The organism is Flavobacterium wongokense, from assembly GCF_021608265.1.
GTDB lineage: Bacteria > Bacteroidota > Bacteroidia > Flavobacteriales > Flavobacteriaceae > Flavobacterium > Flavobacterium wongokense.
In genome coordinates this window covers 563260-584810 of sequence record NZ_JAKIHP010000001.1, presented here as the reverse complement: position 1 = coordinate 584810, position 21551 = coordinate 563260, and the positions used below count along the sequence as shown (strand labels likewise).

The 21551-nt window shown below is 33.9% G+C and carries 19 protein-coding genes; 1 reads left to right on the top strand and 18 read right to left on the bottom strand.

Features of this window, described 5'->3' with window-relative positions; all coding sequences use genetic code 11:
• Positions 1-4: 4 nt before the first annotated feature.
• The 11 genes from L1S31_RS02360 to L1S31_RS02310 form a co-directional block, all read right to left on the bottom strand.
• A complete protein-coding gene (locus tag L1S31_RS02360; protein ID WP_236461560.1) occupies positions 5-1450 on the bottom strand; it encodes a competence protein CoiA family protein in 1446 nt (481 codons plus the stop codon).
• A gap of 197 nt (positions 1451-1647) precedes the next feature.
• Complete coding sequence (locus L1S31_RS02355; protein ID WP_236461557.1) at positions 1648-2064, bottom strand: hypothetical protein; 417 nt, start codon at positions 2062-2064, stop codon at positions 1648-1650.
• On the bottom strand, positions 2027-2437 hold the full coding sequence (locus L1S31_RS02350; protein WP_236461554.1) for a hypothetical protein: 411 nt from the start codon (positions 2435-2437) through the stop codon (positions 2027-2029). The genes L1S31_RS02355 and L1S31_RS02350 overlap by 38 nt, the downstream gene beginning before the upstream one ends.
• 4 nt (positions 2438-2441) lie before the next feature.
• Entirely contained in the window at positions 2442-2747 is a 306-nt protein-coding gene (locus L1S31_RS02345; protein ID WP_236461552.1) for a hypothetical protein, read from the bottom strand.
• A 6-nt stretch (positions 2748-2753) separates the two neighbouring features.
• On the bottom strand, positions 2754-3626 hold the full coding sequence (locus L1S31_RS02340) for a phospholipase D-like domain-containing protein (protein ID WP_236461549.1): 873 nt from the start codon (positions 3624-3626) through the stop codon (positions 2754-2756).
• Between the two features lie 10 nt (positions 3627-3636).
• Positions 3637-4452 (bottom strand): hypothetical protein, encoded by an 816-nt coding sequence (locus L1S31_RS02335; RefSeq protein WP_236461546.1) that lies wholly within the window; start codon positions 4450-4452, stop codon positions 3637-3639.
• Positions 4453-4454: 2 nt separating this feature from the next.
• On the bottom strand, positions 4455-7493 hold the full coding sequence (locus L1S31_RS02330) for an Eco57I restriction-modification methylase domain-containing protein (RefSeq protein ID WP_236461543.1): 3039 nt from the start codon (positions 7491-7493) through the stop codon (positions 4455-4457).
• Positions 7494-7566: 73 nt separating this feature from the next.
• Complete coding sequence (locus tag L1S31_RS02325) at positions 7567-8583, bottom strand: hypothetical protein (protein WP_236461539.1); 1017 nt, start codon at positions 8581-8583, stop codon at positions 7567-7569.
• Positions 8584-8789: 206 nt separating this feature from the next.
• Positions 8790-9068, bottom strand: a complete 279-nt coding sequence (locus L1S31_RS02320; protein WP_236461536.1) for a helix-turn-helix domain-containing protein — start codon at positions 9066-9068, stop codon at positions 8790-8792.
• A 90-nt stretch (positions 9069-9158) separates the two neighbouring features.
• Positions 9159-11030 (bottom strand): hypothetical protein, encoded by a 1872-nt coding sequence (locus L1S31_RS02315; RefSeq protein ID WP_236461534.1) that lies wholly within the window; start codon positions 11028-11030, stop codon positions 9159-9161.
• A gap of 38 nt (positions 11031-11068) precedes the next feature.
• A complete protein-coding gene (locus tag L1S31_RS02310; RefSeq protein WP_236461532.1) occupies positions 11069-12511 on the bottom strand; it encodes a tyrosine-type recombinase/integrase in 1443 nt (480 codons plus the stop codon).
• A 327-nt stretch (positions 12512-12838) separates the two neighbouring features.
• On the opposite strand from L1S31_RS02310, the gene L1S31_RS02305 reads away from it, so the two are divergent.
• Entirely contained in the window at positions 12839-13612 is a 774-nt protein-coding gene (locus L1S31_RS02305; RefSeq protein ID WP_236461529.1) for a hypothetical protein, read from the top strand.
• 30 nt (positions 13613-13642) lie between these two features.
• Here L1S31_RS02305 and L1S31_RS02300 read toward each other — a convergent pair whose 3' ends face one another.
• The 7 genes from L1S31_RS02300 to L1S31_RS02270 form a co-directional block, all read right to left on the bottom strand.
• Positions 13643-15409, bottom strand: a complete 1767-nt coding sequence (locus tag L1S31_RS02300; RefSeq protein ID WP_236461526.1) for a DUF885 domain-containing protein — start codon at positions 15407-15409, stop codon at positions 13643-13645.
• Between the two features lie 68 nt (positions 15410-15477).
• Positions 15478-15840 (bottom strand): nuclear transport factor 2 family protein, encoded by a 363-nt coding sequence (locus L1S31_RS02295; protein WP_236461524.1) that lies wholly within the window; start codon positions 15838-15840, stop codon positions 15478-15480.
• Between the two features lie 70 nt (positions 15841-15910).
• On the bottom strand, positions 15911-16822 hold the full coding sequence (locus L1S31_RS02290) for a pseudouridine synthase (RefSeq protein ID WP_236461521.1): 912 nt from the start codon (positions 16820-16822) through the stop codon (positions 15911-15913).
• Between the two features lie 143 nt (positions 16823-16965).
• Complete coding sequence (locus L1S31_RS02285) at positions 16966-17883, bottom strand: geranylgeranylglycerol-phosphate geranylgeranyltransferase (protein ID WP_236461518.1); 918 nt, start codon at positions 17881-17883, stop codon at positions 16966-16968.
• A 42-nt stretch (positions 17884-17925) separates the two neighbouring features.
• Positions 17926-19350, bottom strand: coding sequence for a sensor histidine kinase (locus L1S31_RS02280; RefSeq protein ID WP_236461515.1), 1425 nt, complete (start codon positions 19348-19350; stop codon positions 17926-17928).
• Positions 19351-19440: 90 nt separating this feature from the next.
• The gene (locus L1S31_RS02275) at positions 19441-20379 is read right to left on the bottom strand and encodes a mevalonate kinase family protein (RefSeq protein WP_236461512.1); all 939 of its coding nucleotides are present in this window, start codon (positions 20377-20379) and stop codon (positions 19441-19443) included.
• Positions 20376-21452 carry a diphosphomevalonate decarboxylase gene (locus L1S31_RS02270; RefSeq protein WP_236461508.1) on the bottom strand — a complete coding sequence of 359 codons (1077 nt, stop codon included), beginning with the start codon at positions 21450-21452 and terminating at the stop codon, positions 20376-20378. Before L1S31_RS02270 ends, L1S31_RS02275 begins: the two co-directional genes overlap by 4 nt.
• Between the last annotated feature and the right edge of the window lie 99 nt (positions 21453-21551).

Below are 21551 nucleotides of genomic sequence, written 5' to 3'. Positions count from 1 at the left end.
ATTTTCAATTGCTTTTTACAAATTTTATAAAATCTTCCGTTTTCATTTTAATTAAATCGTAATCTCCCGTAATTTTAAAAATACAATCTCCAAAGTCAAAGTAAATTGGTTTCTCAGCAAAATCCCAAGTTTTGCGTTTATTTTTCCAATAATAAGCGTATTTTCCTTTGTGTTGAGATTTAATCCTGATTTGCTCTTTTTCATAGGATTGAAAAGCACTTTTAGATTCTTCAATCTGTCGATTGTTCTCAATCTCAGTTTCCTTGTCAATTTCATTTCCGAAAAACAAAATACTATTTTCCAATTCGTTTTGCGTTTGTTTTTTCTTTTCAATTTTGGATAGGATTTCTTGTTTTTTTTCGGTTATCCAATTAAAAAGTTTTTTACCAATAACTTTAGTTAGATTTTCAATTTCTCCTTCATTTGCCTCGATTCCGTTTTCAATATCTTTTATTTTTTTTTCTTCATCACTAACTCTTTTAGTCAAATCAATAATCAAAACGTATTTATCCGGCGTTCTACTATAACTCGAAAACTGTGTTGAGGTATGAATGTCTATTATTTCAGGAAAAAATGTATCAATACTGTCTCTAAAAATTACTTTGCAATTGGTGTGATTTGCCGGATTGATTAACCCAAAATCTACAATTTTCCAATTAGCAAATTCTTTGATTGAACAGTTTGGAAGTGCGTTGATATAGTCAACAAGTTTATGACTTTTCTCCAACTCTTTTTCAGAATCCACAATCTTTTCTTTTAAGGACTTAATCGATTTTCGTTCTTCTGATTTGAAATCGAAAAACATTGAAGAGACATAACTCCACTCTAAATAATTTGAAAATGTATTTTCAAAATCATCCTCATCTTTTACCAATGACTTTAGATCGTTTAGCAAATACTCTATTTCCCTTGAAGTCTGCTTGTAACTAAATTCACAATCACTTAACTTTCCCTCAAGTTTGGTTATTTTTTTGCTTTTACCGTCAGAAATTGAATTTGAATATCGATAATAATCGCTATTAGAATCTCTAAGTTTTGCATTTACAATACTTATAATTTTGAAATTATCTTTAAAGCCTTGAGCGTTGACTAACCAAATCATATTCCCATAAAACTGCTCTCTGATTTTAATTGTTGTGGTTGAAATAGATGAGTTTTGCAACTCTAAAACCAAACCGTTAGGCGTTTGAATATCAGCTCTATGTATTTCTCCAAATTTGTCAATTGTATTTTCTTGCCAACTGAGGGGGAATTTTTGTTTCCAATTGTAATGCCATTCCGTTTCTCCCTCACTCCAGGAATCGCAATCTTTTAAAGCTCTATGTCTGAAATGTGCAATATTAATTTCTCCAAGTATATTTATAACCTCGCTTCTACACAAAGGACAATAGCCTTGCTCATCTGAGTAAGGTGTTATTCTCTTTCCGTGTATATTTACCGCTGTTAGCATAATACTAAGCTATGAAATTAGTTCTTTTTTATGGACTCGCAAAACCTCAACCATTTACTTTTTACCTTACCGTTACCTACCCGTCATTACAGCTGTAATGACTAAGGAAAAATCTCGATGTCGTGTGTGCGTAATGATTTAATAAAATCCTTAATAGATTTTCTTACAGGACTTAAATTACCATAAAATACCCGCTATCATTTCAATAGATAGAAATAAAATAACTTCCCAAATAATTCTAAAAAAGGTCTAATCATCAGAATAAAAAGTGTTGTGCCAAAAGCAATTGCAATGAGCATCAAATATTCTTTTTTAGCTATGGTTTCTTTAATTTCTTCAATCAGAAATTTTATCGATAAAAACCCTATGATTGTTGCAAAAGTTAAGAAAACGGCAACGCCAAAAATGGTAATCAAGGTCAAAAACAACCCCAAGATAACCCCAAGGTCAAAAAATACTTTTACAGCTTTAGGATTTAAGAAAATCAGGCAACTTATTATTAAACAAATTGCAAATGATACATTAAACTGTAAATCTCCTTTTTGAAAAAACTTTCCTTTAAATGTTGAAAATAATTTACAAAGAAAATTTCCTAAAATCTTTATTGATTTCATAAGAGAGGAAATAATAATAAAACAATGGCTTTACAATTTTTGGGAGTTCTTTTTTACTGTTTAAGATTAAACTCAAAGTAGCTTTGTCTATTGCTAATTGTTTTATTAAATCATTTGTTTTTATTCCCAATTCTTTTATTTTATCATTAATCCATTCAATGGTAATGGTATCAAGGTTGAGGCTGTAAGCAACTGGTTTTACTTTACTTTTAGGGAAAATGTGCTTACCAATTCTAACCAGCTGTTTTTGATTTAAAATGTATCCAATTACCAAGCTTTCTTGTTTTACTAAAATGGTATCAACTTCAACTTCAACAATTGAAATTCCGTTTCTTTTATAATTTAAAATTGATTGTGTTTGCTGTGGTTCCATATCTTTAATTATTTCTTTTTAAACCGTCAAAAACGCTGTCATCATTAGTTCTCAAATAAGCTAAGATTCTATTGGTGTGAGGAACAACCGCCAAATTATATTTAGCTTGTAATCTATGGCCGTGTTCAATGGTAAGTTTGAACTCCTCGATTTTTTGACTGACCAATTCTTTTTTAGAGGTCTTCTTTTTCGGAATTTGAACCGGCTCTTTTGTGAGTATTGTGCTTTGAGCTAATTGTTTTAAAATAAGCTCTTGATTTTCTAAAACCTTGTCAAGCTTGTCTGAAAGCTCTTTTATCTTATCATCCATAACTTTTTAATTAGATTTCCACCATTTAAATTTCTTTTCGATTTTCAGGTCTGTTTTTGTATCGATGTTTAAAATGCTGTCTGAAATAGCATAATAATCAACAAATAACTTGTCATCCTGAAATCTTTCTGCCGGGACAAACTCAATGTAATAATGAGTTTTATGTGTTGTAAGTAAGTAAACTTTGTATTTATAAGTTAAATCAAAATCAGTATTCTCAATAGTTTCTATAATCTTTTCACAATTGGGAGTTGATTTATCAATTTTGATTGTGAGGTAAGTATCAAACATTACATCGGCAAAAGGGAAAAGATCTCCAGTAAAAATATAATTTGAAGTTGCCAAAGTGAAAGAAGCATTTCTATATTTTGAATTTAGGCCGTCCAGTAGCTTTTGAATTTGACGGTCTTTGAATTGGTTTTTATCATCATAATACCTTTTTTCAACCTTAGTAAAAGAAATCCGGGTGTTTTCAATCCCTTTTAAAATATAATTGTTTGCAAAGTGAATAAGCTCTTTTTTCTCATCTTTTGTTTCTGTTATATAACCTATATCAATAGAGTTTACATCTGAATAGTGAACCATATTTTGAGAGGTTACAATTCCATAATTTTCATTTACATAAAATTTAGCGTGTAAATCATCAATCAGAATTGGCCGGATATTAATACTGGTTAAAAATGATAAATCTTGCTTTGCATTTTTTCTTGCAATGAATTTGATTTTAACACCTCGTTTAACCGCTCTTTCAAGGCATTTCCGCATCTTTTCCCATTTGGAAACATCAACATAGGGCGAAACGATTATTAACTCTTTATCCGCTTGTTCAATCAATGTCATTATCTTAGACGAAATCTCTAAAGGAGCTATAAATTCCATAATTCACTTTTTAATTCTCAATTCCTTTTAAATCTTGAAAGTCATCATAAAAGGCGAGTGTATCTGATTTTTTATTTTCTACTTCTCGTTGATATTCTTTATTTAAAACCGTTTTTGAAATTGAAATTACTTCAAGGCCGGCACAATCATTAATATAACTTTCGAGCTGTTGCCAATTGAAATACATTTCGTTTCCCTGACCAACGCCTTTAAGATGTTTACATTGATCGTTAACAAAATAAGCCTTATCTCCACCAAGTAAAAGAGTATCTTTCATTACTGCCAATCGATATTTCTGAAAATACTCATCGTTGAAATTATGCTTCTTTTGTATCGTATCGCAAAAACTCCACCACCTTGTATAATAATGTAAATCATTTACCGCTATTTCGTTATGAATGTACATATAACTACTTTCTCCAGTTTCGGAATGATTATCTAAAAAAAATTCAGCAATCTGAAGATCCTTTTTCTCTTGCTCAATCTGTTTACTATTCGGCATTTCGTTATTGTATCTGTCAAAATCAAACCAGTACCAATAATCTCTCATTCCAAAAACCTCATCGCCATATTTTTGATATAATTGCTTTTGCTGAAACTTCTCATCAATGAGCTTATATTTCTTGATGTACGGTTTTTTATCAATCACTCCTAAAGAAATAAAATCTTCATCTAAATCGTTTCCCAAAAGGTCATTATATTCCTTAAAGGCATTATATCCAAACTCAATGGAAAATCCAAACTTATTGGATATATCAACGGCCAATGTTTCAACATTGGTAATGTCTAAATTGTGTTTACTTAAAATGGTAATATCACAACCCATAATTAACTATTCTCAACTATTTCAATTTCTGCATTTGTCAGACCATATAATTGATAAACCAATCTATCAATTTCTTTGTCAGTATCTTCAATTTGTGTTTTAAGTGCGATCAATTTGGATTTTTCATCATTAAAATAGTCTTCCCACTCGGCCTCTTGTGATAGCGTTAATTTGATTTTTAGTTTGCCCAGTTCCTTTATAAAATCGGAATAGGTTAGTAAATACCAATCTTGTAGTTTTTTTGGTAAATCAGTTAAGTCAAATTTACGTTCTAACGTTCTTTGAAATCTTTGAGATAGTTGTTGCAAATCATTATTTAACGACAACATTTTATCGGTTAGAACTGATAAAGGTTTTTGTTGCTTAGTGTTGGCTTTTGGTATTGGGATATTACTCAAATTAAACAATGTAACTTGTGGAAAGCTCGTTTTAAAATCATTGAACATTATCTGCCAATAGTATTTTATAGCCTTTGAATTGATTAAAGCGAGTAAATATTTATCAAACTCTAAACTATTACCAATGATTGAAAACAAATTTCCAGTTATTGCATAAGGCTTAAGAATTAAACTTGCCGTTGGTTGAAAGCCAATTTGTCTAATACATAGTTTGTGCTTTGCTAAATGAACTTCTGCATCCCAACAACCACCAGCGGTTTTAGGTTTTTCAAAGAGAACATATTCAATGGGAGTGTTTGAACTATATCTACCAACATCACTTCCGGTTAATATTGGAATATATTTATCTGAAATCTTAGTAGTGCTAAAATATTTAGTTCTATCTCCAGTTATCAATCCACGATTAATTTTTGAAAGCGTTCCCAAGTTTGGCTTTGAACCAATTTTGCGTAAAACTTTTATGTTTTTTTCTTCAATGAGCAAATTCCAAACTTTGCCCGGTGTTAAATCTAAATCCGACTGAGATATTCGATTATACTTCACACCATTATTTAAAACATTTTCAAGCTCTGTTGTGAACTCTGTATAATTGCTTCTTTTCTGATCTGAAGTTTTCTTTAAAATATAAATAGCGGTGTGAACGTCAGCATCTTCAAAAACCTTTTCTTTCGCTACTGCAATTTTTAGTATTTCACACTTTTTGTTGATCCAACCTCTCAAATTTTCAGCATAGAAATTATATAAAAGGGTACTTGGTGTTATGTAGCTTAGATAAGACTCATCTTTTAAAATGTTGACTCCTAACTGAAAAAACAAATGAAATAAGTCAATCTTAAAGTCAGCAAAAGCAAACTTATTTTTATAATATAACAGCTCTTGATTTGTAGTATTGTTAGGTTGAATTAATACATAAGGCGGGTTTCCAATTACCACATCAAAACCACCCTTTTCAAATACTTTAGGAAATTCATTTTTCCAGTTAAAAGCACTTTCTCCGGCAATGCTACTATCATCAATTAATGAGTTTCCGCATTTAATATTGTTGTTGAGGTCATTTAGTTTCCGGTTTGGTTGTGCTGTTCTTAGCCATAAAGACAATTTAGCAATTTCAACACTTTCCTCATTCAAGTCAACACCGTAAAGATTGTTTTCTAAAATGCTCTTTTCAACATCGCTTAGAATTAAGGCATCGCCAAAAAGTTTGGCCTGAAGCTCATCAATATATCTATGCTCATCAATTAAAAATTCCAAAGCTTGATTAAGAAATGCACCACTACCACAAGCCGGATCACAAATTGTAATGTGTAGTAACCAATTTCGATAAATCGTTAGTTTCTCTAATAGCGGTTGTTTAGTGGTTTTTGTTCTTTTCTTATCCGTAAAATAATCTTCCTCTACAATTTTAAGCTCTGTCTTCTTATCGGTGCAAAGCTTTCCAATGGTGTTGTCAACTATGTATTTTGTAATATATTTTGGAGTGTAAAAAACACCATCCTTTTTTCTTTTGGTACTTTGTTTGTTAACTGTTTCGCCCTCTAATTGCGCTTTGACCTCATCCAATTCGTTCAAGGAATTTTCAAAAATATGACCAAGAATGTTTACGTCAATCTCACTCTGAAAATCATAATGACTTAATTTTTGAGTGTATTTATATAACAACTCGTCATCAATTTTGATGCTGTCTAAAACGTTATCCGGTTGAAACAATCCACCATTGTAGGCAAATATTTGATGTTCTTCTTTTTGTGAAGACATTGTTTCTGTAAAAGCGGGTAAAACCACTTTTGCGCCTTGATTTAAGTCTTTGAAATAGATTTTATAGCGGTCATAAAGCGAAACATCCATTCGCATTTCTTGTAGCTGTCGCCATTCCTTGTTAATCCTAAAAATCAAATTGGTTGGTAACAAGTTTCTATCTTCAGCAAAGAAAATAAACAAAAAGCGGTCTAACAGTTTTTGAGATTTCCTGAATAGTTCCAAAGCATCAAAACCAGGATTGAGCGCAACCAAATTTTGATGCAATTCTCTTTTGAAAATAGAGTAATCAGAATAAAGTTTTTTAGTAATTTCTTTTTCCTGACTAATAGACTGTTCTTTTATTTTCTTAGGAATATCATTTGAAATGTTATCATAGGCCAAACACAAATACAACAATTCAAATTCCTTTTCGGTAAGTTTGAAAAGATTGAATTCTAAATATTCCGTTGCGTTGTCAATATAGAAGTGTAATTTCTCAAAGTTTGAGGTAATAACATAAACACACTCCGGTTGATTGTTTTTATATCCGAAAGCTTGAGCCTCAATCTTGTTTAGATCGGTTGTTTTTGTTCCTTTTAGCTCTATAACGGCTTTAACCTTGTCATTTATTAAAATAGCTCCGTCGGCCTTTTTGCTGTCCTTTACATTCTTGTATTCTGTTGTGATATTGAAATTTGGAGTTGGGTTTTTTGTATATCCCAAAACATTCACAAATAAATCAATTAGGAATTCGCCTTGATATTGTTCCTCTTTGCTGTTGCGAATATTGTCCTGAATAGTTGAATTATGAAAATGATTTTTAAAGACGTTCCATTGAGCAACCATTTTTGGCTTGTCCTGACTTTGTAACTGCTTTGCAACAACTGAATTTTGGAATAATGGCATAAGAGGAAACGGTTTTGAAAGTACCAAGATAGTAAAAAAGAAAGTTGAATGAAAAGTAGTATTTATCCTTGTACTAACCTTGTACTAATATTGAATTCAATGTGAGTGAATTATAGGGTTGCTTTTGTGTAATGTTTATCACTATACTTGAACGGTTAACCGTTACACACTTTGCTTTTTGAGATAGTTGGTTAATCATTACACACTTTTCGAGAATTTCTGTCTTGATTTTTTGATGTAATTGTTTTGAATAGAGTTGGGTTATTTTGCCTAATTTCTTTTTGTGTCGATCTCTATGAATCGGTTTTAAGTCTTCAATCCAATAACGGGGATTTGAATAGCTTTTTATGGCCTCTAATTCTCTTTTTGTGAGCTTCTTTTTGTCAATTGAATAATCATAGTGCATAACCTCATCAAATCGTTTTAAAAGCATTTTTTGAACATTTGCCAAAATGATTTCATCGATATCGGAAAAGGTTCTAATGTCTAAAAATTTCAACTCAATCATTTTCATAATCTTTAGTTCAACCCTCAAAACGTTTTCGTTCATTTTGAACTGGTAGGACTTATTATAAATCTTGAAAATTGTGTTTTGATGTTGTACTTGTGCATTATTCCCGTAATGACTGAATTCAAAGAGTATATTTTTATGATATAGCAAACCTTTGAGATAATGATAAGGATTGAAGTCAATAATTGCATTTACACCAAACTCAATATTTTGAAAAATCATTTGTGATGCTTTACAGTCAAAAAGAGTTTCTAAGTAGGTTCTAACCTCAACAATGTCATTTATTGTAAACTGATTTCCATTAAATCCCTTATAAGGTTTGTTTGGATTGTAGTTGGGTGCTTTTATTCCGTTGAGGTCATTCCAAAGTTTGTGAATACTGCCAGTAAATAAAACGTGAGGATTTTGTGATTTTGCATTGTAGATTGTGATTTTGCAAAAATGATAATGAGCGACTAAAACCGTTTCGTTAATTTCTCCGGTAGTCTTAGATAATCCACCATTAAAATCTAATCCGGTTGAGAAAATCAACCTTTTTAGGTCAATCTTTTCAAGATAAATTTTTACATAGTCTATCATTATGCTATCTTTGAAATGTTTTTACATTGTTTGTGAAAACGGACTTTTGAACTATTGGGCGACTTGAACAATCGCCCTTTTTTTATGGCTTAAAACGTCTTAAAACGACATTAAAAATCAATTCCAAACATTAGCCGTTATTTGCTCAAGTCATTGATAAACCCAATATTAGAATGTCGAGTGGGATTATATTTTTAATGTCGTTTTTAGATATTCAATGGCTTTAAGCTTTCTTCAATTTCCGAGCGTAGAAAATAGACTCTTGAACCTAATCCAAGTGGGTTGAGTTTTTTGGATTTACACCAGTTGTGAACTGTTGATAGATCAACATTAAACATTTGGGCAACTTCCTGACGAGTCAAATACTCATTTGGCTGTTTTGGAGTGTAGTGTTTTAGGAATTCCTCCAATTGGCTTTTAACTCCGGCGGTAATTTCCTTTTTTAGTTCTTCAGGTGTTGTTTGGATAAATTGCACAGTTGCCATAACTCAAGTGTTTTGTTGTTATGGTGCAAAGCTCATTCCGTTTCTATTCCGATTAATGGCTGTTTTTTCCGATTTTATCGGAAGTAGCATTTATAGATTGAATATGTTGTTAAAATTGTTTTCTCTTTGAGTAGAAAATGATTTTGCCAAACTTCTAAAGCCGTTATTTTTTATAATTAAATCTTTTGTGCTTTCGTTTATATGACTGTTGTCAAATAGCCAGTTCACGAAATCTAAGTGCTTTATTTTTATGATTAAGTTTTCTTTTGTTAATCTTTGAAACAAATAAGATAAATCAACATAAGGCTCAACAATGTGAAGTTTTAAATATAAGTTGAAATTGTCGGTAGTTGTCGAGTCTATAAAAATAGAGTAGGCCGGGTTTGAATTATTTGTCTTTTGGGGCAATTTGTTAATCTGTTCGGAAACTATTTCTTTAAACCTTTTGAATAACTCAGAAACGGATTTTGGATTATAAACTCTGTCAGCAAACCAACTCTCAACTATTTCACTACAAATAAAATCAGTTTCAAAAGTTTGTATGTCTTTAGCCAGTATCTCAAGTTTGAAAGGATCGTTGTTAGTTACTCTTTCAATGAAATTAAAAATGTCAAGCTCACTAACCAAACTTTGATTAACCAACTTGAAAAAATCAATAGTGGTTTGAGGATTATGTATTAATTGAGGGTGATAATTTAAAGGACTGCTTTTGGACTCTAAAAACTCAACAATTTCAAAGCAATTATCATAAATTACTTTGATGTTACAACCCTCAAATATTTGAGCCTCTATTTCTAAATTATCATAGTACTCTTGTGAAAGTGGGTTTTTATAATTTTTGCCATTGAATTTATAATGAGCAATCTCTTTATAAAATCTATACATTTCAAGCTCATACTCCAGTATCAATTTAGTAATCAATGACTCTTTTTGAGTGAACTCTAAAATATATTCTTTCGAGGGTTGGGTATATATAGAAAATGATAATGGCGAAACATACATTTCTTGCTTTTTTGAATTTAAAATGTTTTGAACTGAGTTAATCCCGGCATTTATTATTTGTTGAGAATTTGCAACAAGTAAGCTGTTCAGGTACTTTTTAAACTTGATCGTTTCTAAAGCCAAAAGATAAATCTCCACTTCTTTGAGGTTTTGTTTATCTACTATGGCCTCAACCTCTTTTTTCTGAATTATTTCATTTGCTATCGTTAAAATGTTGAGGTTGTAAACCTCATTTGACCATTGGATTTTTTGATTGATTTTATCAGTATCAATCTTATCTAAATTAATTTTGTCCAAATATTTTTTAATCAAATCTTTTCGGTCTGCCTCATCAACTATCAACTCCAAAAAATTACTAATCTCTGCAACTCTATATTCATAAGTAAATATACTTGGGTTGAAAATGTCAGTTCCCTTATAACCCTTTACTTTTGAGTGATTTTTATTGTTTTCGTCATTGATGATTTTTGCTTTTAAAAATTCAATCAATGTTTTAAATTCTGTTTGGGTTTGTGGTGTTATATCAATAATGGTTTCTTTATAGCCATAAAAATCTTTTACCTCATCAATGGTCTTTGGAATGTATTTCAAAATCAAAAATGACTTTGAAGCATAACCACCATTCAGAAAATAATAGTATTCTAATTTCGTTTTATAGTCATTTGTTGTGTTGCTGAAATACTTTGCTATTTTATCAGTTTGGCTGTTTACAAAATCTCTATAAACTTCAAAATCTGAAATAGAATATTTATTTCTACAATCATTGCAAAGACAAAAGATTGTCGAATTTTCAATTTGTTGAATGTGAACTTTGTGATTTGGAATTTCATTATTAGTAACGATCAAAGGCCTATAATTATCATTATAATATTGCAACTTTAGTTTCAACGTGTTGAAGCTTTCAATCGTTTCAAATATGGTTTTATAATCTTTGGAATAGTTACTAAAGAGGATTTCCATTTCGGATTTTTTTCTTAGGAAATAAAATGAAATATTTTTTAAATGACTCTAAGTTGAGGTTCTTTGTCTTTGTTGATCGTTTCGTAAAACTTCATAAATAAATCAGCGTTTGCATCCTTATCCTCTCTTTTATTGATATAGGTCAAAAACAAGCTTTCCTTTGAGTGTCCGGTAATATTTATCAGAATAGGTGTTGGTATCTTTTTATAATAGTTTGTTGCAAATGAACGTCTAAAACAATGTGAAGTCATTAAGTCATATTTTGGATAAAAACCAACTTCTTTTCGGTTAGTTTCAATGTTGAGCTTTGTTCCCTTCACAATTGTATCAATTCCGGCCAGTTTACAAACTACCTTGATATAATCATTCAATTTTTGGTGTTGGATTTTCGTTGGTAGTTGGTTTTCTATTATCTCTATAACGTGAGGTGCAACAATTCCGACCGTAACATTTTTATTTGTTTTCTGCTGAATTATATCTAAATAAATAGAGTTGTTTTTATACCTAATGTTTTCATTTGTAATATTCAGCAAATCTCCGCCACGCTGACCGATTTCGCAACCCAATAAAATCCAATTTCTTGTATTGCTTAAAGTTTGTGGAGTTATAGAAATGTTCTTTGTTAACTCGGGATTTTGCTTCTTGAACTCTTTGAGTTGATCTAAATTGGTAAAATCGGCATTTTTAATTTGTTCCAATTCCTCAAATGATAATGTTTGAATGTATCGGTCATTTTCACTTTCTCTAAAATGCTGAATTGTTTTTGAATAGGGTGTAACCGGAATTTCAATTTTTTCTGCATCAATGCAAACTGTTTTTAAAATCTCTAACTGCTTCCCGGAATAGTTAGTAGAATACTTTTTAGTATTAACGAGCCAGTTTGTAAACTTGTCAACGAATGGCTTTGTGATCTCAGCAAACTGAATTTGCTTTTTTATAACTGTTTGGTATTCGGCAATAATGTTTTTAAAAAGAGAGTAGTTTTTGATTGTACTTGCACTCAATCCAATTTTAAAACCACCATTTGTTTTTACTTTTCGAGTGTTTGCATTATCAATAATGTACTGAATATGATTTATCAATAAACCATTATCAGTTTTAACAACTCTACTAAAGCATTCATTTATTTTAGTTTCGAGCCAATAGGTGTCAATCAAAGTGCCGTTAGACAAATCTTTGTTGAGGTTTTCTAAAACAAAGGACTCTAACTTTTTGAGGTTATTAGAAAGTTGTTTGTTTTCGGTTGAAGTCTGTTTTGGAAAACTTGTAGTATCACTCCAGTCTTTAGGATTGATTGAAAAACCAGTATTTAACTCGAAAACATTTGTACGGTTTAAGGAAACTCTAACTTTTATTGAAACGTTTTTATTTGCCTTGCTTCTTAATCTAAATTGAATTGTTGCCATTATTTGAACTTTTGAACTTAACAAATGTATTAAATAAAATAATACGTTTTCAAAAGTTGCCCAACCGTTGCCCAACCGATTTTCAATTTTATTCCATTTTATTAATTTTCATTCAACTACTCAGAATTGATTTTAATTCTTTTTAAGTATTGAATTTATTGAGTTTATAGATAACAAATGAGGGGTTTTTAAGGGGTTGTCAAAAATGTCAAATTGAAGGTGTTGGCGTGTAGGTTCGAGTCCTATTACCCGCACAGAAGCCCAAACGGAAGTTTGGGCTTTTTTATTGCCTGTTTGGTTAATAATAATGTTTACAGTTTATTAATATTGAATGCCTTAAATTTTAAAAATTCATTTATTTTTACCACATCAAAAATTATTTGATTAAAATTTAAAATTCTAATGAAAGGGAAGAAGCTTATGATGACTGCAGTTTTAGCGTTTTTTGGACTTGTTTTGCTGGCATTTTCTGTTTACCTGCTTTATAAAAATACGACTAGTTCTGTTTCCAATAATAAGCAGAAGGAATTGGACGAAGCCATTAAACAAATTGAAGTGCTTAATGCCGAAATTGTCCAGAAAGATAAAATTGTAGAAGAGGCAGAACTAAAAATCAAAAGCTTAAAATCGGATTCCTTCAGCCAGTCCTCAGGTCAAAATTTACCCATCATTGAAATCGTCGATAATGATTTGAGCGAAGGCAATTCCTCGAATGAAGGCGGAAAGAAAGTCCACAAACTGATGTACCATCACCAAATTCGTTTCTATTTGTTGAACATTGGCAAAAACTCCCTGAAGGATGTAATTTTTTCGGTAAAGGATGATTACAACGATAATGGAAATAAGGACAAGAAAAAGAAAACGAAAGCTTCAGCAACACAGGCTGATTATATGGGCAAGAAAGTGAATAACGATGAGCTTGGGACTTACGAGAACATTGAGGTAAATACACTGAACCTAAAATCCAAAAAGCAAATCTATACCAGCAATCTTCCGGGAAGTTTTGGAACAGGAGATTACGAATACCACATTATCGTGGAATGGAGCCAGGGATTTTATCAAATGAAAATCAAGATTGAGGAAGTCAACGGAAAGCTGAGCTACAATTATGAATTCTTTGATGTAGACGGGAATCCAATTGATTTTAAGAGTATGGAAAGCAGGATAGCAAATTAAAAAAGCCTCTCAATTTTGAGAGGCTTTTTATTATTTTCCGGTTTCTATCCAGTTGTTTATTTTCTTTTCCAAAAGTGCCAATGGAAGCACTCCTGATTCCAATACTTTTTGGTGGAAAACTTTGATGTTGAATTTGTCTTTCATCTTGTCCTGCGCTTTTTTACGCAATTCCATGATTTTCATTTGTCCCATTTTATAAGACAATGCCTGTCCGGGAATGGCCATATAACGCTCAATTTCGGTGGTGATGCCTTCTTCGCTTTCCGCTTCGTTATCTAATGAATATTTGATTGCCTGCTCACGAGTCCAGCCTTTAGTATGGATTCCGGTGTCGACAACCAAACGGACAGCTCTGTGCATTTCGTTACCCAACATTCCGAAATATTGATACGGATCTTTGTACAATCCCAACTCTTTCCCTAAACTCTCAGTGTACAATGCCCAACCTTCGCCATAAGCGCCAAACCAGTTGTATTTCCTGAAATCAGGCAATTCCTTGTTTTCCTGTTGCAATGAAATTTGGAAGTGGTGACCCGGAATGGCTTCGTGCAGGAATAAATCCTCATCGCCATAACAATTGTATTTTTTTACATCCGGAATCGGAACGTAGAAAGTTCCCGGTCTTGAACCGTCAGCCGAACCTTGGTTGTATTCCGCACTTGCAGACGCTTCCCTGAAGGCTTCAGTCCTTTTGATTTGGAACGGGCATTTTGGCTGTAATGAGAACAGTTTGTCTACATTAGGCATAATAGTTTTATGGATTCTCTCAAAGTTGGCAATAACGTCTTCAGGCTTTTTGAAAGCCATCAATTCAGGTTTGGTTCTAACGTGTTCGAAGAATTCGTTGATGGTTCCTTTGAAACCAACCTGTTCTTTCACTTTTTCCATTTCTGCCTTGATTCTCGCAACTTCCTTCAACCCGATTTCATGGATTTCAGCCGGAGTTTTATCGGTAGTCGTCCATTGTTTTACATAGACTTTGTAAATCTCATTTCCATTTGGCAAACTTCCGATTCCACTTGTCGCTCTTGAAGCAGGAAGGTATTCGTCCTTAAGGAAGGCAGTCATTTTTTTGAACTGTGGCTCTAATTTTTCCTTGATTACAGCGGTGTAGTCTTTCTTCAACGCATCTTGCTGTTCAGGAGTTATTTCCTTTGGAAACAATTTGAGCGAAGAATAGAACAAATTGTCTTCAACATTTGGAGTGACCATGCTTTCAAATTGCGGAATCACTTTAGTAGTCAACGCTTTTGGCAAAACCACACCTTTGTCGATTCCTTTTTTCATGTATACCATCGCAGAATCCATCCAAACGGCGAATAAATCCATTCTTTTCAGGAAATTTCTATAATCCTTTTCGGTTTTGAAAGGCTGTGCGCTTGTTCCGCTGGCAAATTGCCCTAGGGTTAAATTGGTTCCCCAAAATTGCTGCACCGGCATCAGGTTCGTGTCGTATTTCAACAAATCCTTTCCAACAGAAACTTCCCATTTGATGATTTCGTAACTGTTTTTTTCTTCTGCAGATAAATCAGCGGTGTCAATTGCGGCCAATTCATTTTCATATTTATCATAAAAAGCAGCCTGTTTTTTGCGATACGAATCGGTCATTTCAAAAACCAGTTTATCGTTGTATTCGCTTTGGCCATTTTGAGTGGCACTCAAAGGATCCAGTGCATTTTTATCATCAAAATAGGCATCGGTTATGGCTTTGAAATCCTGCACTTTCTTTTCTGATTTACAGTTTATTACCAGTAATGACAGTAATATCATTAAGGGTAATGTCTTTAAGTTTTTCATGTGTAATGGTTTAGGTTGTAAAGCTATTAGTTTCTGTTTTAAGAATTTGTTACTAAAATCATAAAAAATTATCCGTGGTATACGCGCGAAGCGATGATCTTTCCTTCCTTGATTTCCAATACTTCAGCAACAAGCATATTGTCTTCATTTTCGACGGTTCTAACGTATTCCATAAAAACCCTGTCATGGTTTGAGGTTAGCGAAGTTACCTTATAATGAAGGCTTGGCAGTCTTTCGAAGGCGTCTTTCCACCACGAGCGCAAGGCGTCTTTTCCGGTGACCAAACCATTGGTTTCCGGATGGCGGATTTTTAATTTTGGGCTGAAGTGTTCGGCTTCGTCATCGTATAAGGACAATAATTTTTCAAGATTGTGGGCGTTAAATGCTTCAAACCAAAGCATTGCAATCGATAAATTTTTTTCTGCTGACATAGTTGTTTAAATGAAAAATCCTCAAGTTCTTAAAACAAGAGGATTTTTGTTTGAGTAAATATATTGTTTTTTAAACGTTTTTCAAATTGATGATTTCCTGCTCTGTGAGGAAACGCCAATTGCCACGAGGCAAATTCTTTTTGGTCAAACCTGCAAACGAAACACGGTCAATTTTCAATACGTTGTATTGGAAACTTTCAAAAATGGCACGGACAACCTTTACATTGGAAGTCCTTAATTTCAATCCGATCTCTGTTTTTGGCTCGTTGTCGATGTAAGTCACTTCGTCTACATATAATTTGTGGCCGTCAAGCGTAACGCCACTGGAGATTTTTTCCAAATCTTCGTATTTCAGGTTTTTATCCAATGAAACTTGGTAAATCTTAAATGATTTTTGGTTGGGTAGGCTGAACTTTCGAACCATATCGGTGTCATTGGTAAATACCAATAAACCGGTCGTGTTTTTGTCCATTCTTCCAATAGGCTGGATTTTGACATTGGTTGCTGCACGAACCAATTCCAATACATTCCTGTGGTCGGCATCATCTTCGTTGGAAGTCGTGAAGTTTTTAGGTTTGTTCAGTAGAATATATTCCTTGCGTTCCGGAGTTAGTGTGGCACCGTCAAAATTAACGACATCTCCCGGTTTTACCTTATATCCCATTTCGGTTATCACTTCGCCATTTACTTTTACGTTACCTGATTGAATGTAAATATCTGCGTCACGACGCGAGCATACACCCGAATTGGAAATGTACTTGTTCAAACGGATATCGTCTGACTTCAAAGGCTTTGGAGAGTTTTGAAATGTTGGTTTAGCCGGTCTTGCGGCTTTTTTCGGTGCGTCACCTTCAGTAGTTGGCTTCACCTTTTTTGGACCTTGTGCGCGTTTTGGCATAGCGGGTTTTGGCTTGTTCGAACTTGGTCGCGAACTGGTAGGCCTTGAGCCACTTTTTTTATTATTGCCGTCCTTCTTATTCATGATTCTGTAATTTGTCGCAAAGATAAGGTTTTAAGAGGTACAAAGCTATGGTTTCTTTCTAGCCCCGATTGGAGCGGGCTACCATGTAGCGCGGAAAGCGGGAGCAGGGTTGTGAAAAATGCAAAAGTTCCGCTCCTAAAAAATTAAAGATGCAGCAGTCTTTTCCCGTGGATTAATACTTCTGGATTGATCAGGATAATGCAGAAAACGCCGGAAACCACTAGGAATTTCAGGATGTTGTGGAGTATGAGGTAATCGGGTTTGGAGTCGGATTTCCAGAGTTTCATCAAAAAGAAAATCAGGACAATCATGCTGACATAGAAGTAGATGTCCATGTACCGCACTTCGAAAATTTCAATCAGGTAATAGATTGGAATTGTGGTTAAAAGCGTCAGCAAAGTGATGGCTTTTTTTGAAAACCCTTCGCCATAAATTACCGGAATGGTTTGGTAATCGTTGGCAATATCGCCTTTGATGTTTTCCAAATCCTTAATCATTTCGCGGATTAGCAGTAAAAGAAAAAGGAAAGTTGCGTGTGCAAATATCTGTGGATAAAGGTTTTTGTAGTACAATAAAATTGCAAAGAATGGGAGTACCGCCAGGAATGACGCCGTGAGGTTGCCAATGATGAGCATTTTCTTGAGCTTGTGCGAGTAAAACCAAATGAGGAAAATGTAGGTTGAGAAAAACAGTACAGCGCGGACTGATACAAAAAATGCTAATAGGAAAACGATGAAATTCACGGTAAAGTAGACCTGGAGTTTTGTTTTTTGGCTTACCAAACGGTCGAGTTTGGATTTATTTGGACGATTGATTAAGTCTTTCTTGCTGTCGTAAAAATTATTGATGATATAACCCGAAGCAATTGTTAAACTCGAAACAATAACGATGATGAACAGGTTAAAATCGAGCAAAACATCGAGTGCTCTTTTGTTGGGCGCTAAAATGAATATTGCTGATAAATACTGGGCTAAGGCAATGATGGGAATGTTGTAGCCGCGAACTACAGAAAACATACTGACGATTTTCAGCAATAAATGTTTTTTTTTGCGGCTTAGCATTTTGTTTTTGATTTGATACTTTTCAAAACCAAATGTACACAATTACGGTTTGTTTTGCAGAGGAATGGTCACGATAAATTTTGTCCCGACATTAATTTTGGATTCCACGGTAATGTTGCCGTTTAGGTTTTCGATGGCTTCCTTAACAATGTAAAGCCCCAATCCGGTTCCTTTATTTTTATTGGTCACAAAGAACATTTCAAAAATGCGGTTCAGGTATTGTTTGTTGATGCCGATTCCGTTGTCCTCAATTTGTATGATAAAATTATTTTCTGCAGGATAGGTTTTGATGGCGATGAATGGTTTCTCTTTGGAGAAATCGGCATATTTGATGGCATTTGACAACAGATTGTTGACTATGATTTTGAGGCGTAAATTGTCGCTAAAGACTTTGTCTACTGCCAATTCCTTTTCGATGGTAATCTTCTTTACGTTTTCGGCGTATTGAAGCTGTTCAATTGCGTCTTTGACAATTTCGGCCAGACTTACCTGTTTCAGGACGTCCTTTGTTCTTTTATTCCTAGAGTAATCGATAATGTCTTTGATGAACTGGTCTTGTTTGTTCAACACGCTTTCCATCATGGCCAGATAGCTTTTGACTTCCTCAGGATCTTCTTCGGTTTTTAAAATCGTTACCAATCCTTTTAACGAACTGATAGGGGAACGCAAATCGTGCGAAGCGCTGTAAACAAAGCGGTCCAGTTCTTTGTTGGCAGTCAGCAAATCGGCATTTTTGGATTCTATTTCGTGCTGGGAACGCATCAGCCTTTTAACCATCATGGCATAATAAAGGCTGACAGTGCAAATGATAATCAGGATGAAAAAAATATTGGTGTAAATGAGATAATTTTTTATTTCACGCGTACCTTCTCCAAGTGCGCCCGAAAAATTCCTTGAATTTACGGTAAGTTTGTCGCTGATGCTGTTGATTTGCGAAAGGAATCTTTTCCGGGAGATTTCATCAAGATGGCCATTTTGGACTTGGGTATGGATTTTATTTCCAAGTGCATTGAACTGATCAATCAAAGCATCGCCTTTCTCCCATTCGCCGATGGCTTTTTTAAAGAAGGAAATCTGGTTGAAATTCTGGAAAAGCCAAATCATGTCATCCAAATCATCTTCATGGTTGTGACCGCCACGCAAATCCTTTTTAATAGTGTCAATGCTGCTGTGATTGGTTAAATGCACACGTGCGTGACCATCAGACTGATTTACGCTTAATTGTTTTTTAAATGATGCCCACTGCAACGGATCTTCATTGCAGATATAGGTAATAAGATGACGGGCTGCATCTTTCTGGCCTTTGGAATAATGGGATTCGCCATTGACATAAGCACGGTTTGCCGATAAAATCTTGATGGTAAAATAATTGATGACAATCAGTGCGGTACATGATATAAAAATAACGCTCAAAAGAATCAAAACTTTTGGGAGTTTTATCTTCTTAAGGGTTAGTTTTTTAGCCATACAATTTCTGGTTAGAAAATCGGTATGACTAATTTAGCTTTTTATTTTTAAAAAGGACTAACAAATTGCGATTTTCTAGACTAACGGCAATTAGAATTGATAAACGACTTCCAGTTTATAATCCTTAAGGGATTGTTTTGCCTTTTCCAAATCTTCAGTAAAGCCCAAAATATAACCACCACCGCCAGAACCACAAAGTTTCAGGTAATAGTCGTTAGTGTCGATACCGCGTTGCCAAACGCCACGAAACTCTTCCGGAATCATCGGCTTGAAGTTATTTAAAACCACTTTTGACAATTGTTTGGTATTCTTTAAAAGTGATTTTATGTCGCCACCAAGAAAGTTCTCTACGCAGGCATCGGTATATTTTACGAATTGGTTTTTCAGCATTTTACGGAAACCCTGATCTTTTAGGTTTTCCATGAAGATATTTACCATTGGAGCCGTTTCACCTACAATTCCTGAATCCAACAAAAATACAGCGCCTTTTCCGGTAGCACTTTGTGACGGAATTCCGGTTGCCTCAATATTGTCTTTGGAATTGATTAGGATTGGAATGCTCAAATAGCTGTTCAACGGGTCAAGCCCTGAGCTTTTTCCATGGAAGAACGATTCCATTTGAGAAAAAATCATTTTCAGCTGCAATAATTTTTCGCGGGTAAGATTCTCTAAAACCGTGATTTTGTTGTTGGCATACTTGTCATAAATAGCCGCTACCAAAGCACCGCTGCTACCCACACCATATCCCTGTGGAATGCTGGAATCAAAATACATTCCCCTTTCAACATCAGCTTTTAAAACTGCTAAATTGAAAGTCACTAATTCGGGTTGGTCTTTTTGGAGTTGCTCCAGATAAGTTACAAAACGCTTTAAGCTTGCGTTCGATTTTACAGCTTCCTGTGACGGATTTTCATCCACCTTAAGAGCACCGTTGTAAAAATTATAGGGAATTGATAAACCTTTAGAATCTTTGATGATTCCGTATTCTCCGAAAAGAAGGATTTTTGAGTAAAATAATGGTCCTTTCATAGTTGAATTGATCCTGTTCCAATTACGTCACAAATATACTGACCATTTTGACAATAGCCAAGTAATTCGTCCTTAATAAATTGCAAAACAGTTGCTCTAACGTTTTCGGGATATAAAACATGGACATTTGCACCGGCATCGAGCGTGAAACATATAGGAATATTCGTTTCATTCCTGAACTTCCAAATACGATTGATGATTTCCAGCGTGTTGGGTTTCATCAAAATGAAATACGGCATTGAAGTCATCATCATCGTGTGTAGGGTCAATGCTTCGCTTTCTACAATTTTGATAAAGTCTTCGAGGTTTCCTGTTTCTAAAACAGTTTTTATTGCCGAAAGATTTTCATGTGCCTGCGCAAAACGTTGTTCGGCAAATGGATGATTGTGCATCAAATCATGCCCAACAGTACTTGAAACCTGTTTTTCTCCCTTATCAACAAGCAAAATCGTGTCCTGGTAATTGCTGAAATTATCGTGGATTTTGGTTGGCAAAGCTACACCAAACAAATCAGAACTGCCTTCAATTTCTGCATGGTTTCCCCAAACGACAACACTTCCTTTGACACTTCTACAGGCACTTCCCGAGCCCAATCGTGCCAGGAAAGATGCTTTTTGATAGAAATATTCTTCGCTCATTTCCGGGTTCAAGGCTTTTTCCAAACTCATAATGTTCATCGACAAGGCCGCCATTCCCGATGCGGAAGAGGCTATTCCCGAACTGTGTGGAAAGGTGTTTTCGGTATCAATCGTAAGATGGTACTGTTTCAGATACGGGCAATACACTTCAATGCGTTCCAAAAACTTCTGGATTTTTGGCTTAAAATCTTCTTTGGGTTTGCCTTCAAAAAGTAAATCAAAAGAAAAGTTTCCAGTTTCCGTTTTTTTGGCGAAAGCCAGTTTGGTGATGGTTTTACAATTATTCAATGTAAAACTGATGGAAGGATTCGCCGGTATCTGGTTTGCTTTTTTGCCCCAATATTTTACCAAAGCAATATTACTTGGTGCGCTCCATTGAAAATTTCCATTTTCTATTGTGGCTGGATGATTTGCAATAAAATCCTTTTCGGACATGTTTTGAAATTTTAAACAAAGATACTTTTTTTATAAAAAACAACTGATATTTTATAAAAACAAACCGACAATCGTTTAGTATATTTGACTTTATAAAAC

Excerpts from the sequence above, each read along its gene's own strand:
- L1S31_RS02300 (WP_236461526.1), bottom strand. The coding sequence starts at position 15,409 with ATGAAAAACTTAAAGACATTACCCTTAATGATATTACTGTCATTACTG.
- L1S31_RS02335 (WP_236461546.1), bottom strand. The coding sequence starts at position 4,452 with ATGGGTTGTGATATTACCATTTTAAGTAAACACAATTTAGACATTACC.
- L1S31_RS02290 (WP_236461521.1), bottom strand. The coding sequence starts at position 16,822 with ATGAATAAGAAGGACGGCAATAATAAAAAAAGTGGCTCAAGGCCTACC.
- L1S31_RS02360 (WP_236461560.1), bottom strand. The coding sequence starts at position 1,450 with ATGCTAACAGCGGTAAATATACACGGAAAGAGAATAACACCTTACTCA.
- L1S31_RS02350 (WP_236461554.1), bottom strand. The coding sequence starts at position 2,437 with ATGGAACCACAGCAAACACAATCAATTTTAAATTATAAAAGAAACGGA.
- L1S31_RS02270 (WP_236461508.1), bottom strand. The coding sequence starts at position 21,452 with ATGTCCGAAAAGGATTTTATTGCAAATCATCCAGCCACAATAGAAAAT.
- L1S31_RS02275 (WP_236461512.1), bottom strand. The coding sequence starts at position 20,379 with ATGAAAGGACCATTATTTTACTCAAAAATCCTTCTTTTCGGAGAATAC.
- L1S31_RS02285 (WP_236461518.1), bottom strand. The coding sequence starts at position 17,883 with ATGCTAAGCCGCAAAAAAAAACATTTATTGCTGAAAATCGTCAGTATG.
- L1S31_RS02345 (WP_236461552.1), bottom strand. The coding sequence starts at position 2,747 with ATGGATGATAAGATAAAAGAGCTTTCAGACAAGCTTGACAAGGTTTTA.
- L1S31_RS02295 (WP_236461524.1), bottom strand. The coding sequence starts at position 15,840 with ATGTCAGCAGAAAAAAATTTATCGATTGCAATGCTTTGGTTTGAAGCA.
- L1S31_RS02320 (WP_236461536.1), bottom strand. The coding sequence starts at position 9,068 with ATGGCAACTGTGCAATTTATCCAAACAACACCTGAAGAACTAAAAAAG.
- L1S31_RS02340 (WP_236461549.1), bottom strand. The coding sequence starts at position 3,626 with ATGGAATTTATAGCTCCTTTAGAGATTTCGTCTAAGATAATGACATTG.
- L1S31_RS02280 (WP_236461515.1), bottom strand. The coding sequence starts at position 19,350 with ATGGCTAAAAAACTAACCCTTAAGAAGATAAAACTCCCAAAAGTTTTG.
- L1S31_RS02330 (WP_236461543.1), bottom strand. The coding sequence starts at position 7,493 with ATGCCATTATTCCAAAATTCAGTTGTTGCAAAGCAGTTACAAAGTCAG.
- L1S31_RS02325 (WP_236461539.1), bottom strand. The coding sequence starts at position 8,583 with ATGATAGACTATGTAAAAATTTATCTTGAAAAGATTGACCTAAAAAGG.
- L1S31_RS02305 (WP_236461529.1), top strand. The coding sequence starts at position 12,839 with ATGAAAGGGAAGAAGCTTATGATGACTGCAGTTTTAGCGTTTTTTGGA.
- L1S31_RS02355 (WP_236461557.1), bottom strand. The coding sequence starts at position 2,064 with ATGAAATCAATAAAGATTTTAGGAAATTTTCTTTGTAAATTATTTTCA.
- L1S31_RS02315 (WP_236461534.1), bottom strand. The coding sequence starts at position 11,030 with ATGGAAATCCTCTTTAGTAACTATTCCAAAGATTATAAAACCATATTT.